Annotated in this window: 12 protein-coding genes; 5 read left to right on the top strand and 7 right to left on the bottom strand. The window is 74.0% G+C overall.

Features of this window, described 5'->3' with window-relative positions:
* On the top strand, positions 1–962 hold a 962-nt coding region (locus Mam01_RS24605; protein ID WP_204287565.1), incomplete at its 5' end, for an alpha/beta fold hydrolase.
* A gap of 30 nt (positions 963–992) precedes the next feature.
* Here Mam01_RS24605 and Mam01_RS24600 read toward each other — a convergent pair.
* Positions 993–1,661 (bottom strand): winged helix-turn-helix transcriptional regulator, encoded by a 669-nt coding sequence (locus Mam01_RS24600; protein ID WP_204287564.1) that lies wholly within the window; start codon positions 1,659–1,661, stop codon positions 993–995.
* A 79-nt stretch (positions 1,662–1,740) separates the two neighbouring features.
* Between Mam01_RS24600 and Mam01_RS24595 the strand changes: the two genes are divergently transcribed.
* The 3 genes from Mam01_RS24595 (at position 1,741) to Mam01_RS36890 (ending at position 6,616) form a co-directional block, all read left to right on the top strand.
* A complete protein-coding gene (locus tag Mam01_RS24595; RefSeq protein WP_204287563.1) occupies positions 1,741–3,219 on the top strand; it encodes an MFS transporter in 1,479 nt (492 codons plus the stop codon).
* A 21-nt stretch (positions 3,220–3,240) separates the two neighbouring features.
* A complete protein-coding gene (locus Mam01_RS24590; RefSeq protein ID WP_204287562.1) occupies positions 3,241–4,923 on the top strand; it encodes an MBL fold metallo-hydrolase in 1,683 nt (560 codons plus the stop codon).
* A gap of 292 nt (positions 4,924–5,215) precedes the next feature.
* On the top strand, positions 5,216–6,616 hold the full coding sequence (locus Mam01_RS36890) for a lectin (RefSeq protein ID WP_239101574.1): 1,401 nt from the start codon (positions 5,216–5,218) through the stop codon (positions 6,614–6,616).
* Positions 6,617–6,698: 82 nt separating this feature from the next.
* Here the strand turns inward: Mam01_RS36890 and Mam01_RS24580 are convergent, their stop codons facing one another.
* Positions 6,699–8,033 carry an aminotransferase-like domain-containing protein gene (locus tag Mam01_RS24580; RefSeq protein ID WP_204287561.1) on the bottom strand — a complete coding sequence of 445 codons (1,335 nt, stop codon included), beginning with the start codon at positions 8,031–8,033 and terminating at the stop codon, positions 6,699–6,701.
* 108 nt (positions 8,034–8,141) lie between these two features.
* Here Mam01_RS24580 and Mam01_RS24575 point away from each other — a divergent pair, with 108 nt between their 5' ends.
* The gene (locus Mam01_RS24575; RefSeq protein WP_204287560.1) at positions 8,142–8,915 is read left to right on the top strand and encodes an enoyl-CoA hydratase-related protein; all 774 of its coding nucleotides are present in this window, start codon (positions 8,142–8,144) and stop codon (positions 8,913–8,915) included.
* A 207-nt stretch (positions 8,916–9,122) separates the two neighbouring features.
* Here Mam01_RS24575 and Mam01_RS24570 read toward each other — a convergent pair whose 3' ends face one another.
* Genes Mam01_RS24570 through Mam01_RS24550 form a run of 5 tightly spaced genes read right to left on the bottom strand, consistent with a single transcriptional unit; the run spans position 9,123 to position 14,184 of the window.
* Positions 9,123–9,548, bottom strand: coding sequence for an ester cyclase (locus Mam01_RS24570; RefSeq protein ID WP_204287559.1), 426 nt, complete (start codon positions 9,546–9,548; stop codon positions 9,123–9,125).
* A gap of 46 nt (positions 9,549–9,594) precedes the next feature.
* Complete coding sequence (locus tag Mam01_RS24565; RefSeq protein WP_204287558.1) at positions 9,595–10,422, bottom strand: SDR family NAD(P)-dependent oxidoreductase; 828 nt, start codon at positions 10,420–10,422, stop codon at positions 9,595–9,597.
* Positions 10,419–12,365 (bottom strand): dipeptide ABC transporter ATP-binding protein, encoded by a 1,947-nt coding sequence (locus Mam01_RS24560; RefSeq protein WP_204287557.1) that lies wholly within the window; start codon positions 12,363–12,365, stop codon positions 10,419–10,421. The genes Mam01_RS24565 and Mam01_RS24560 overlap by 4 nt, the downstream gene beginning before the upstream one ends.
* Positions 12,362–13,252 (bottom strand): ABC transporter permease, encoded by an 891-nt coding sequence (locus Mam01_RS24555; RefSeq protein WP_239101573.1) that lies wholly within the window; start codon positions 13,250–13,252, stop codon positions 12,362–12,364. Before Mam01_RS24555 ends, Mam01_RS24560 begins: the two co-directional genes overlap by 4 nt.
* Positions 13,249–14,184 carry an ABC transporter permease gene (locus Mam01_RS24550; RefSeq protein WP_239101572.1) on the bottom strand — a complete coding sequence of 312 codons (936 nt, stop codon included), beginning with the start codon at positions 14,182–14,184 and terminating at the stop codon, positions 13,249–13,251. The genes Mam01_RS24555 and Mam01_RS24550 overlap by 4 nt, the downstream gene beginning before the upstream one ends.
* Between the last annotated feature and the right edge of the window lie 3 nt (positions 14,185–14,187).

The raw sequence follows: 14,187 nt of genomic DNA, 5'->3' as shown, positions 1-14,187 counted from the left end.
CCCCCGAGGCCATCGCGGCGTACCTCGACCGTGAGCTGCCCGGCTCGGCCGAAGGCCCCGCCGGTGCGTCACGCCGTACCGGGACGGCTCCCACAGGCGGGCTCGCCGCGCTGCACCGCCGCATGCACGAGACGGGCAAGCACGACGAGGCGGCGGGGCTGCTGGTCGCGGCGTCGCACGTACGCGAGCACTTCGCCGCGCCGGACAGGGAGCGGTACGCGCTGCCCCCGGTGAGGCTCGCGACCGGGCCCGGCCGGGTCTCCGTGGTCTGCTTCCCCGCGCTCAGCGCGATCTCCGGGCCGCACGAGTACTCCCGGTTCGGGCAGGCGTTCCGCGACGACCGGAACGTGTACGTCGTGCCGTCGCCGGGGTTCACCGACGGGGAGGACGACCTGCTGCCCGACTCACTGGAGACGCTGATCCAGATGAACGTCGAGGGCCTGCGCCGATGCGTGGCCGCCGACGAGCCGTTCGTCGTCGTCGGCCGCTCCATGGGCGGCGCCGTGGCGCACGCCGTGACCCTCGCCCTGGAGGAGCAGGGCCTGCGGCCGGCCGGGCTGGCACTGATCGACAGCTACCCGATCGACGCCTCCGCCCAGGAGGGCATGGAGTGGTGGCAGGGCGCCATGATCGGCGGCATGCTCGACCGCATCGACCGCTTCGACATGACGCTGCACGACACCAGGCTGACGACGATGGGCGCCTACAACCGGTTGTTCATCGGCTGGGGGCCGAAGCCCCTGGACACGCCGATCCTGCTGCTCCGGGCCGTGGAGCCGCTGCGCGGCACCACCGTCGACCCGGCCGACCCCGCGCGCTGGCAGGCGTACTGGCCGGTGTCGCACGAGACGGCCGACATCCCCGGCGACCACTTCACCACGCTGGAGGAGCACGCGGGCACGACCGCGGAGGCCATCCGCACCTGGATCGGCGCACTCCACCTCGAGGAACCCGCGGGGTGAGCCGTCCTCCGGCCGCCGTGACAGGTCAGATCAGGCGGAGGCGATCCCGTCCGCGCCGGCGGCCCTTCCCGCGCGGGGCAGGACACGCTGGACGGCTTCGCGGGAGCCGGCGACCCGCAGGCCCTGCTTCTCGGCGTCATCGAGGGGGACGCTGCCGCTGAAGAGGGCGAGGATGCGCGGTGGCGGGCCGGTGATCGTCGCGTCGGCGGCTGGGTCGGCTCCCAGGCGGAGCGAGACCCGGCCGGCGTCGACGTCGATCACCGCCGTCTCGTCCCCGGCGCGGATCTGGATCGAGGACGCGCGCTGGTCGGGTTCGTGGTCGGCGAGGAACATCCGCACGGGCAGGCGCAGCCATTGCCCGCGAAAGGCGTCCTCGGGCCGGTGGTCGCGCATCAGGGGCACGCCCCAGCGGCCGAGCGCGTCGATCACCGACGCCAGATCGGCGCCGCGATCGGTGAGCCGGAACAAGGTGGTGGCGACCGGAGGCGGGGCGTCCTCACGGTTCACGAGACCGGCGCTCTCCATCTCACGCAGGCGGTCCGCGAGCAGGTTGGTGGCGATTCCCGGCAATCCGGAGCGCAGGTCGGTGTAGCGGGACGGACCGCGGGCCAGAAGCTCCCGCACGATCAGCAGCGTCCACCGATCGCCGACGACGTCGAGGGCTTTGGCCACGGAGCAGTACTGACCATAGGAGCGCACGACCACAGCCTAGCACCCGAGGTTGAGACAATCACGCACTTGCTTGACTTTCTTGTCTAAGCACTTTAGAAGTACGTCTATGCCTAATCTCGACAGGCGGGCGGCCACCGCGGACGTGGTTCCGTCCTCAGGCCCGCCCCCCTTCACCCCGCCTCCGGGCGCCGGTCACCCACGTGCCGTCTTCGCCGTGCTGGCGCTGGCGGTGTTCGTCTCCACGCTCGACGTGTTCATCGTCAACATCGCCGTTCCGGCGATCCAGGCGGACTTCACGCACTCCACCGTGGCCGACGTGTCCTGGGTCCTGAACGCCTACGCGATCGTCTTCGCCGCTCTGCTCGTGCCCGCCGGCAAACTCGGCGACGTCGTCGGCCGCCGCCGGGTCTTCACCTCCGGCCTGATCGCGTTCGGCCTTGGTTCGGCCCTGTGCGCGGCCGCACCGTCCCTCGGGTTCCTCATCGCCGCCCGCATCCTGCAGGGAGCCGGAGCCGCCGCGGTCACCCCGGCCTCACTCGGCCTTCTGCTGCCCTCCATCCCACCGCAACGCCGGGCGGCCGCGATCGGCGCCTGGTCCGCCCTGGGAGCGGTCGGCGCCGCCTCGGGCCCGTCGCTGGGCGGGCTCCTCACCCAGGTCAGCTGGCACTGGATCTTCATCGTCAACGTTCCCCTGACCGCGATCGTGCTCGCCGGCGCATACCGCGTGCTGCCCGAGATCCGCGACCCCGCCCGGCCGCCGCTGCCCGACGGCCTCGGCACCCTCGTCCTGATCGCCGCCGTCTCCCTCGCCAATCTCGGCCTCGTCCAAGGGCACTCGTGGAACTGGGACGGACGGGTGATCGGCTGCTTCGCCGCCGCCGCCGTGCTCGCGGTCGTGTTCGTGGCGCGCTCCCGGCGTCACCGCGCCCCGGTCCTGGAGTTGAGCATCGTGCGCGTACCGGCGTTCGCGCTGTCCAGTCTGTCGGCGGCCCTGTTCTCGGCCGCGTTCTCGGCGATGCTGCTCGCCAACGTGCTCTTCCTCACCGGGACCTGGCACTACTCGATCCTGCGGGCCGGGCTGGCCCTGACTCCCGGACCCGTCGCGGCCGCGGTGTGCGCGCCGTTCGCCGGCAGGCTCGCGCAGCGCGTCGGGCCCGGTCTCGTCGGCGGTGTGGGCGCCCTGTTGTTCGGAACCGGATCGGTGATGTGGGTCGCGTTCATCGGAGCGGAGCCCGCCTACTGGTCCCTGTTCTTCCCCGCCATGCTCATCGGCGGTAGCGGAGTGGGCCTCGCCCTGCCCGCGTTCACGATCGCCGCCACCTCCACCCTCGCGCCACAGACGCTGGCCACCGGAATCGGCGCGCAGACCATGTTCCGTCAGATCGGCTCGGCCCTCGGCGTCGCCGCCTTCGTCGCCGTCTTCGGCACCCCCACCGCGTCCGCCGTGATCGGCGCCCACGACGACGTCCGATGGTTCATGATCGCCACGGCGGCCGGCGCCGCCCTCGCCCTCACCCTCATCCGCCACCGACGGCCCGGCGCGACCGCCGCGCCGGACTCGGCCGGCCCGCACCCGGCGCGCTGACAACACCACAGGAGAAGAGACATGAACGACGAGATCGCGGCGCTCTCCCGGGTGGCCACGTGGCCGAACGCCGACCGGCGCACCAGGATCGTGCTGGCGAACCAGTTAACGGCCGCCGGGCTCGACACGGAAGGGTACGAGTTCTTCTCGGACCTGTCGTCCCGGACACCGGGCGACGGGCTCCTGCTGGCACTCGCCGGCGCCTTCCAGTCCCGTCTGGACGGCCAGGCCGAGGCGGCGATCGCCAAGCTCGACACCGCCACCTCCCTGGACCTCGGGCTGCCCCACTACTACCGCGGAATCTCCCTGGCCGGCCTGCCCGGATGCGCGGGCCGCGCGGAGACCGTGGTCACGGACCTGGAGTTCGTCCTCATGGTCAAGGACCAGTTCCCGCCGGGCTTCATGCGGCCCGTCCACGCCGCGCTGTCACGCGCGTACGACCTGCTCGGCCGCACCGAGGAGGCCGCACGGGCACGCGGCCGCGCCGGTCACCCGATCACCGACCACCTGATCACCGACCACTGGGCGAGTCCCGAAGACGGGTTCCGATTCGTCCCCCGGCGCATGGTCGAACACGCACCGGGCGTCCACGTGGCGCAGGGCTACGACTTCGCCGATATCGGCTTCGTCGTCACCGGCACCGGGGTGGTCGCCGTCGACGCCGGGAGCACACCCGAGCACGCGTCCGCGGCCCTCCGCGAACTTCGCAAGATCACCGATCTGCCCCTCACGCACGTGATCCTCACGCATGCCCACTGGGACCATGTCGGCGGACTCGACGCCCTCACGGCCGGCGGCGCCGAGGTGATCGCCCAGGCGAACTTCCCTCACGAACTCGCGCTCCAGAACTCCGGCCCGCCGCCGCTCGGCTACTACCTCCCGCGCGGGCACGACCGCCGCTCCCAGGTCGAGCCCGATCGGCTCGTGCAGGACGTGGAGAAGCTGACGATCGGCGGCGTGGACTTCACCCTCATCCCGATTCCGGGCGGAGAGACCGAGGACGGGCTGGTCATTCACCTTCCGAGCCTGGAAGTGGCCTTCACCGGCGACATGTGCATGCCCTATCTCGGCGCGCCGACCCTCGCGGAAGGCTCCCCGCAGGGCCTGTTCCGAGCCATGCGGGAGGTCATGGACCTGCGACCGCGCACGCTCATCCACGGGCATCCCGCGCTGACCGAGAACTACACGATCGAGGCGTTCCCCGGACTGCTGGCGGCACTGCGCGACCTGGAGCGGGTCATCACGGCCGGAATCTCGGACGGTCTGACGCTCGCCGAGATCCTCCGGCTCAACCACCTGCCGGAAAGCCTCAAGGACCATCCCGTCTCGGTCATGCCCTATCTGGTCACCCGCGACAACTTCATCCAGCGCGTGCACCGCCAGCGGACCGGATACTGGCACCGGAGCGGTGAGGGCGTCGAGCGCTTCACGTCCGCCGAACTGTCGGCCGCGCTGGATCTGCTGGGCGGCAGGAGCGCCGCCGCCTTCGCCACGGCAGGACTGGAGCTCGCACGGCGCGGCGAGCACCCGCTGGCCCTGCACATCGTCGACCTCGGCCTGGTCAGCCACCCTGGCGCTCCCGAGCTCGTCGGCCTGCGGCAGAGCCTGCTGCAGTCGATGGTCGCGCGTAACCAGCTGCTCAACCCCTTCAAGTTCATGCACTACGCCTCGCTCGCCGGCCTCGAGCTGGAACCGGCCGACTGATCCCGGCGCTCGGGGCGCCGGGCGTGAAAGTTTCCGCCGCCCCGGCCGGGGTGGACGGCCGGGGACGAGGTCACCGGGGGTGGACGGGCCGGTGCGGCGGGCCGGACGTTGCCTCCGTCCCCGGACCGCGCCTATGGTCCAGGACGCCCGAAGCCGAAGATCGACGCTCCGCCCTCCGTGGCCACGCGACGCCGGCACCTCGCCTGGTTCCGCGCCGCGGCTCCTCACGGGCCTGGCCGGTGAGCGGCGCCTGTCTCGGCCCCGCCCGTCCCGTCCACCGAGGTGAGGACCTATGAGACGCATGCGCGCGTGGTTCACGGCGCTCGGCACGGCCGTCCTGACGATCGCCGGGCTGGTCGTGCCCGCTCCGGTCTTCGCCGCCCCCGCGACGCTTCGCCCCGGTGTGCTCTGGTACGACACGGCGGGCAACCGGCTGCAGGCGCGCGGCGCCGGCCTCTTCAAGGTCGGTTCGACGTACTACATGGTCGGCGAGGACAAGAGCGCGGGCGCGACGTTCACGGCCGTCGCCTGCTACTCCTCGACCGACCTGGCCACCTGGACCCGGCAGGGCAACGCGCTCAGCCGGCAGAGCAGCGGCGACCTCGCCGCCGGGCGCATCGTGGAACGGCCGAAGGTGATCTACAACTCGTCGACCGGCCAGTACGTGATGTGGGTGCACATCGACAACTCCTCCTACAGCGACGCGCGGGCCGGGGTGGCCACCAGCCCGACGCCGTGCGGGCCGTACACCTACCGCGGCTCCTCGCGCCCGCTCGGGTTCGAGAGCCGGGATCTGGGCCTGTTCAAGGACGACGACGGCACGGCGTACCTGCTGACCGAGGACCGTGCCCACGGCCTGCGCGTCGACCGGCTGTCCGCCGACTACACCCAGGCGGTGAGCACGACGGCGGTGCTCGCCGACCTGGAGTCGCCGGCGATGGTCAAGGTGAACGGGCGGTACTTCCTGTTCGCCTCGCATCTGACGGGCTGGTCCACCAACGACAACGCGTACGCCACGGCGACATCCCTGTCCGGGCCGTGGAGCGGCTTCACCACGTTCGCCCCCAACGGCAGCCGCACGTTCGACTCCCAGACCTCCTCCGTCGTGCCGGTGTCGGGGACGTCGGGCACCACGTACGTGTACGTCGGCGACCGGTGGAACCCCAACGACCTCAACAGCTCGACGCCCGTCTGGCTGCCGCTCACGATCAGCGGCTCCACCGCCTCGATGAGCGCGTTCTACGACTCCTGGACCATCGACACGGCCACGGGCACCTGGGCGGCCACGCAGGCTCCGCCGCAGCAGAGCTTCACGCTGGTCGGCGCCCAGTCGGGGCGCTGCCTCGACGTCGCCGGCGGCGCCGCGAACAACGGCTCCACCATCCAGATCTACGACTGCAACGGCGGCGCGGGCCAGAAGTGGTCCCTGACCTCCTCCGGGGAACTCCGCACGTTCGGCGGGACGAAGTGCCTCGACGTGTTCGACCAGCGGACCACCGCGGGCGCCCCGGTGGGCATCTGGGACTGCAACGGCGGTGCCAACCAGCGGTGGACGGTCAACTCCTCCGGCACCGTCGTCGGCGTCCAGTCGGGCCTGTGCCTGGACGTGAACGGCAACCAGACGGCCAACGGCACCAAGGTGCAGCTGTGGACGTGCAACGGCGGCGCGAACCAGCGGTGGACCCGCACCTGAGACCCGCACCTGAGCTCCCTGTAACCCCGCGCCTGAGCCCGGAGCCGGAGACCCGGCCCGGGCCCGGACGCGGGCGGGCGCCTCACGGCGGGATCGCCTCGATCGCGGATCTCAGGCGGCGCAACGCGGGCCCGAGGTCGTCCAGGGGTGGCGTGGCCAACGCCAGCCGGATCGCGGGCGGACGCCAGGCTCCGGTGGCGAACGCGTCGGCGGTCGACACGAGGATCCCCTCCTCCGCGAGCACGGCCGCCACGTGGTCGGGACGCTGGTGTGGCTCCAGGCCGAGCCAGACGATGTACGACCCCGGGTGGGCGACGACGTCCATGCCGCCGAGCGCCGCCTGGGCGATCTCCTGCCGGGTGGCGGCGTCCCGCCGTCGGGCCTCCTCCAACCGGGTGACCGTGCCGTCCGCGATCCAGCCGGTGGCGAGCGCGGTGACGATCCCCGGCGCGCTCCACGCGGCCGAGCGCAGGCTCCTGGTGACGGCCCCGGCGAGCCGTCCGGGCACCACGGCGAAGCCGAACCGGAGCCCGGCCGCCACGTTCTTCGACAGGCCGGCGACGTAGCAGGTGCGTTCGGGGGCGAGTGCCCGCAGCGGAGGAGGCGGCGCGGCGTCGAGGAACGCGTACGTGCCGTCCTCGACGATCAGGCAGCCGGCGGCGCGGGCGATCTCGACGACGCGGGCGCGGGCCTCCCGGTCGAGGACCCAGCCGAGCGGGTTGTGCAGGGTGGGCATCGTGTAAATCGCGCGGACGGGCCGCGTGCGGCACAGCCGGTCGAGCACGGCGAGGTCGGGGCCCGCCGGGGTCACGGGCACGGGCGCGAGGTCGAGGCCGTACGCCGCGGCGAGGAGCCTGATGCCGGGATAGCTCAGCGCGTCGACGGCCAGCACGTCGCCGGGCCGGGTGAGCGCGCGCAGCACGGCGTCGAGCGCCTGCTGGGTCCCGCCCGTCAGCAGCACGTCGTCCGGCGCGGCGTCGATCCCGCGGCCGAGCAGGTAGGTGGCCACGACCGCGCGGTCGTGGCGGCGACCGCCCGCGGGGTGCTGGCGGAGCAGTGACTCGACGTCTCCCGACGCGGCGAGGGTCCGCAGGGCCACGCGCAGCGCGCCCGCCTGGTCCGGGTCCAGCGGCTGGTTGAACGACAGGTCGGCGACGCGCGGCACCGGCAGGGCGCGCGACGGTTCCGGCCCGTCGTAGCCGGACCGGTGCCGGACGAACGTCCCCCGCCCCGGCTCACCCACGACCAGCCCCATCGCCGCCAGTTCGGCGTAGACCCGGGTGGCCGTGCCCAGCGCGATCCGCCGTTCACGCGCGAGATTGCGATGCGCCGGGAGCCGGGCTCCCGGCGGGAGCGCGCCGGAGCGGATCGCCGCCGCGAACTCGTCGGCGATCCCCTTGTAGGACGGTGGCCGCATGTGGGTTGAGCCCTGTATCTGGGACGATTTCTGGATCGTCCCAGATTACGGTTCCTAGGCTCGGTGCGACCACCTCCCCCCGCGTATGGAGCGAACGGAGCCCCGGCCATGACCATCCACGTGGAGCGGAACGACCACCTGGCGACGATCACGATCAACCGGGAGCCCAAGCTCAACGCGCTCGACTATCCGGCCGTCGACGCGCTGCTCGCCGCGCTCGACCGCCTTGACGCCGACGACGCGGTCCGCGCGGTCGTGCTGACCGGCGCCGGCCGCAGGGCGTTCAGCGCGGGGGCGGACATCCCCTCCCTCGCGGCCAGCGTCGCGGGCGGGACCGAGCGCGCCCTGCGTGAGATCGTCCGCCGGGGTCACGCGCTGACCCGGCGGATCGAGGAGTTCCCCAAACCGGTGATCGTCGCGGTCAACGGGCTCGCCTACGGCGCCGGCTGCGAGATCGTCGAGGCCGCCCCGCTCGCACTCGCCGCCGATCACGCGACGTTCGCCAAGCCAGAGATCACCCTCGGTTTCCCCCCGCCGTTCGGCGGCTCCCAGCGGCTGCCGCGCCACGTGGGCCGCAAGCGCGGCCTGGAGATGATCCTGACCGGCGACCCGATCCCCGCCGCCAGGGCCGCCGAGATCGGCCTGGTCAACGCCGTCGTGCCCGCCGCCGACCTGCTCGGCGCCGCGCGGGACCTGGCCGGCCGGATCACCCGGCACGCGCCGACGGCCGTCGCGGCCTGCCTCCGGTCGGTCACCCGGGGGATCAACCTGCCGATCGACGAGGGACTGGCGGTCGAGGCGGCCTGCTTCGCCGCCACCGTGCCCACCGACGGCGTGCGGGACGGCCTGCGCCGATTCCTCGACCGCCCCGGCCGCGCCTGACGGCCGGCTCACCGGCCGCCCGAGCCGACCGGCCGAGTCGGCGGAGAGGGCCGACGAAGAGCGACGGCGGAGAGGGCCGGCGGAAGGACCGGTGGAGAGAGCGACGGCGGAGACGGACGCGTCCGGCGCCCCACCTTCACAGCGCCCACTCGGCGCCCCTCCCTGCGCCCATCCCCGCGCCCATCCCCACGGTCCTTCCCGAGTGCCTCAGGCGCTGAGCTGCTGCAGGATGCCCAGGCGGTCGGGCAGCACCTCGTACTCCACGATCCTGCCGTCGCGGAACCGGATCGTGCTGATGCTCTGGCCGCTGAAGCGGCGCCCGCTCGGCGGCGCGCCGAACACCTCGCCGCGCTGCACGCCCTCGATGGTCCAGTAGACGACGACGCGGTCACCTTCGGCGACGGTGTCCGTCACGGTCGCGGTCACCCCCTCGACCGCCGCCCGCAGCCAGGTGATGTGCTGGACGAACCCGGCCCGGCCGAGGTTGCCCCCGGCGGGCACCGCGCCGTCCGTCGCCTCGTCGGCGACGATCTCGTCCAGGACGTCGAGCCGTCCCTGCGAGACGACCTCCTCGTAGAAGCGCCTGGCCACCGTACGGTTGATCTCGGTGGCGGTGGTCTCGGTAGTGCTCATCGGCGGTCTCCTTCTCTTGTCGATGCTTCCTGTTGGTACGTGCGGGTCACGGGCGTACGGGCGGCAGCGGGAGGACGCCGAGGCTCGCGTCGAGGCCGCCGTCGACGACCAGGGCGGTCCCGGTGACGTACGACGCGGCGGGCGAGGTCAGGAACCAGACGGCCTCGGCCTGCTCGCGGGGCTCGGCGAACCGCTGGAGCGGAATGCGGCGCTCGATCTCGGCGGTGAGCACGGGGTCCCGGCGGACACCCGCGTTGATCCGCGTCCAGGTCAGCCCGGGAGCGAGGGCGTTGACCCGGATGCCGTCGGGCGCGTGGTCGATGGCCGCGGCGCGGACGAGGTTGATCAGCGCGCCCTTCGACGCGTTGTACGCCCAGTTGCCGGGGTCGGCGCGCAGCCCGGCCACGGACGCGGTCACCACGACCGCCCCGCCCTCGGCGGCGCGCAGCGCGGGCACGGCGGCCCTGATGCCCAGGATCGGCCCGCGGAGGTTGACGGCGAATATCCGTTCGGCGGCCTCCACCGCCCCCGGGGACTCCCACGGCCGGGTGCCGCCGATGCCGGCGTTGAGCACGACCGCGTCGAGCCGGCCGAACTCGCGGACCGCCAACTCCACCGCGGCGTGGTTGGACTCCTCCCGCGACACGTCACCCGCCAGCGTCAGCACGCTGTCGAGCGCGGCGAGCTCCTTGAGCGCGTATTCGTCGTGGTCCACGGCGAGCACGGCGACGCCGCGCTCCGCGTACAGTTCGGCGGTCGCCCGGCCGATGCCCGACCCCGCGCCTGTCACGATGACGGCGCGCGGGCCGGAGCCGGGCGAGGCCGCGGCTGAGGAGGCGGCCGAGGAGCCGGGTGAGGAGTTGGGTGAGGTCATGGGTGGCCCTCCAGGGTGACGGCGGCGTGCGGGCGTTCTCCCGCCGTGCGTCCCGGGTCGATCCGCGGGACGGCGGCGAGCAGTTCTGCGGTGTAGGCGGCGCGCGGGGCGCGGAAGACGTCGGCGACGGCACCGGTCTCGACCAGCCTGCCGTCCTTCATCACCGCCACGCGGTCGCAGACCTGGCGGACGACACCCAGGTCGTGCGAGATGAACAGCAGCGCCACCCCGGCCTCGCGCCGCAGCCGGGCGAGCAGGGCCAGGATCTGCGCCTGCACGGTGACGTCGAGCGCGGACACCGGCTCGTCGCAGACGAGCACCTCGGGGCCCGGGGCGAGCGCGCGGGCGATCGCGACCCGCTGGCGCTGGCCACCGCTCAGCCGGGCGGGCACGCGGTCGAGCAGGGCCGGGTCGAGCCCGACCTGGCCGAGCAGCGCGGCGGCCCGCTCGCGCCTGCGGCGGCGCGGCATCCTTCCCGGCACCGCCTCGCCGACGACCCGCTCGACCGTGAAGCGCGGGTCGAACGAGCTCAGCGGGTCCTGGTCGACGAGCTGGATCCGGGAGCGCCGCGAGCGCCGGTCGCGTTCGCGCAGCCCGCTCCACGGCTCTCCGTCGAGCAGCACCGTCCCCGTGTCGGGGACGATCTCGGCCAGCACGATCCGCGCCGTGGTGCTCTTGCCCGACCCCGACTCGCCGACCAGGCCGAGCGCCTCCCCCGCGCGCAGGTCGAACGACACGTCGCCGACCGCCGTACGCCGCGATCCGTCCGGGGAGCGGTAGCGCTTGGTGATCCCCCGCACCGAGACGACGGCGCGGTTCTTCACCCGGACCGGCGCCACCGGCGTTTCGAAGGCGGCGGCGGGCCGCTCCCGCCCGGGGTGGAAGCAGCGGACCATGTGGTCCTCCCCCTCCGGCCCGCCCTCCCCGTACGACACCGGGGGCGGCGGCTCGGAGCGGCAGCGGTCGTCGGCGAGCGCGCAGCGCGGGGCGTACGGGCAGCCGGTGGTGGCGGCGGGCCCGGTCCGGACGATCGGCAGCCCGCGCACCGGCCCGCCCGGCCCGCCCGGGCCGCCTCGGGCATCCGAGGCGTCCGGGCCGTGCGGCGCCTCCGGCCCGTCCGTGGCATCGGGGGCATCCGGGTCGTCCAGGCCGGGCACGGCGGCGAGCAGGTCGGCGGTGTAGGGGTGGGCGGGAGACGACAGCAGGGCCGCCGCCGGCCCCCGCTCCACGACCTCGCCCGCGAACATGACGGCGACCTGGTCGGCGAGGCGGGCGACGACCGCGAGGTCGTGGCTGATGAGCAGCAGCGCCGTGCCCCGCCGCCGCCGCTCCTCCAGCAGGCCGAGCACCTGCGCCTGCACGGTGACGTCGAGTGCCGTGGTGGGCTCGTCCGCGACCAGCAGGGCGGGCCCGGCGGCGATCGCCGAGGCGATCAGCGCCCGCTGCCGCAGCCCGCCGGACAGCTCGTGCGGATACTGCAGGAACCTCACCCGCGGGTCGGGCACCCCGACCTCGGTGAGCAGCCGGATCACCTGGTCGTCGAGGTCGTCGCGGCGCGCCAGGCCGTGCACCTCAAGGGCCTCCGCCACCTCCAGGCCGACCCGGCGGAGCGGGTCGAGCGAGGTCAGCGCGTCCTGCAGGACGTAGCCGATGCGGCGGCCGCGCAGCCGCCGCCACTGGCCGCCGCCCAGCGTGCGCAGATCGCGCCCCTCGAAGGCCAGCGTCCGCGCGGTCACCCGGGCGCCCGCGCCGGCGAGACCGAGCAGCGCCCGGGCCGTGACGCTCTTGCCCGACCCCGACTCGCCCACCACCGCGAGGCACTCCCCCGCGCGCAGGGACAGGTCGACGTCCCGTACGGCTCGTACGACGCCGTGCCGGGTGGCGAAGGCGACCGAGAGGCCCGCCACCTCCAGCAGGGGCGCGGAGGGGTGGTCGCCGCTCATCGGGCCTCCCGTCCTTCGTAGCGGTCCTGCAGGGCGCGCCCGGCGACGGTGGCGGACATCACGGTCAGCGTGATGGCCGCTCCCGGGAACAGGGCGAGGGTCCAGCTCACGTCGAGGTAGTCGCGGGACTGCGCGAGCATCGCGCCCCACTCGGGTGCCGGGGGCTGCGGGCCCAGCCCGAGGAAGCTCAGCGACGCCCCGGCGATGAGCGCGGTGCCGACGTTGACCGTGGCCAGGATCAGCAGGGGCGCGACGACGTTCGGCGCGATGTGCCGCAGCAGGATCCGCGCCGGGGCCAGCCCGAGGCCGACCGCCGCCCGCACGTACGACGAGCCGCGCACGACGAGCGCCTGCGCGCGTACGACCCGGGCGAACCCCGGCGCGAGGGCGACGGTGATGGCCAGGGCGGCGTTGCGGGTGCCGGGCCCGAGGACGGCCACGACGAGCAGCGCCATCAGGACGGCCGGGAACGACAGCAGCACGTCGGCCAGCCGCATGGCCGCCTCGCCGGCGACGCGGCCGCCCAGCGCGGCGAGCAGCCCCCAGGCGGCGCCCGCGACTCCGGCGAGCAGGGTGGAGCCCACGCCGACGAGGAGCGACGGCCGCGCGCCGAAGACCAGCCGGGCGAGCACGTCGCGGCCGAGCTGGTCGGTGCCGAGCGGGTGCCCCGCCGTCGGCCCGCGCAGCGCGAGCGCCGGGTTCACCTGGTCGGGCGCGTGGGCGAAGGCGCTTGGAAAGGCCGCGGCGAGGCAGACGAGTGCGAAGAACGCGACGGCCAGCGCGACGCCCGGCCGCGGCAGTCCCACCCGCGTCAGGCACGCCCGGGTGGCCGGCAGCCGCGCCGGCTCGTACGGCCCGCCGGTCACGGCGTCCGGGGCCGCGCTCACGCCGCCGCCCCGATCCGCGGGTCGGCGAGCCCGTAGAGCAGGTCGACGGCGATGTTGATCAGGGAGAAGACGAGCGCGGAGAGCACCACCACCCCCGTCACGACCGGGAAGTCCCGGCCACGCACGGCCGCCACCACGACGTGGCCGAGGCCCTGACGGGCGAAGACCGTCTCCACGACCACGGTCCCGGCGAGCAGTTCCCCGAGCACCCAGCCGGAGAGCGTCAGCACCGGCAGGGCGGCGTGACGCAGCGCGTGGCGCACGCGGATGCGGTGCTCGGTCGCGCCGCGCGCCCGCGCGGTCAGCGCGAACGGCTGGTCGAGGGCGCGTTCCAGCCCTTCCCTGGTGACCTGGGCCAGCACTCCGGCGATGGGCAGCGCGAGCGCGGCGCACGGCAGCACCAGCGCGGCCGGGCCGTCGTCGCCGATCACGGGGAACCAGCCCAGATGGAAGGAGAAGGCGGCCAGCAGCAGGATGCCGATCCAGAAGTTCGGCGTCGAGATCGAGCAGAACTCCACGGCCCGCGACAGCGCCCGCAGGCGCGGCCGGCCGGCCGTGAGCGTGGCGAGCGCCACCGCGAGGCCGAAGCCGAGGGCGGCCGCCCCCGCCGCGAGCGCCAGGGTGGCGCCGATCTGCTCGCCGATCACCCGGCTCACCGGCCGGCCCAGCTGGTAGGAGCCGCCGAGATCGGCGCGCAGGAGCCGGCCGAGGAACCGGGCGTACTGCACGACGATCGGCTCGCGCAGGCCGTACTCGTCGCGGATGGCGTCGAGCACCTGAGGTGTGGCGTTGGCCTGGACCCCGCCCGCGATGACGCGGGCGGGGTCGCCGGGCACCAGCCGCATCCCGGCGAAGGCGAACGTGGCGGCGCCCCACAGCACGAACAGGGTCAGCGCCAGCCTGCGGGTCAACCGGCGGGCGAGCGGCGGCACGGG

This window comes from Microbispora amethystogenes (assembly GCF_016863015.1).
Taxonomy (GTDB): domain Bacteria; phylum Actinomycetota; class Actinomycetes; order Streptosporangiales; family Streptosporangiaceae; genus Microbispora; species Microbispora amethystogenes.
Note: the sequence above shows the minus strand (reverse complement) of the source record. Positions and strands in the feature narration are given on the sequence as shown.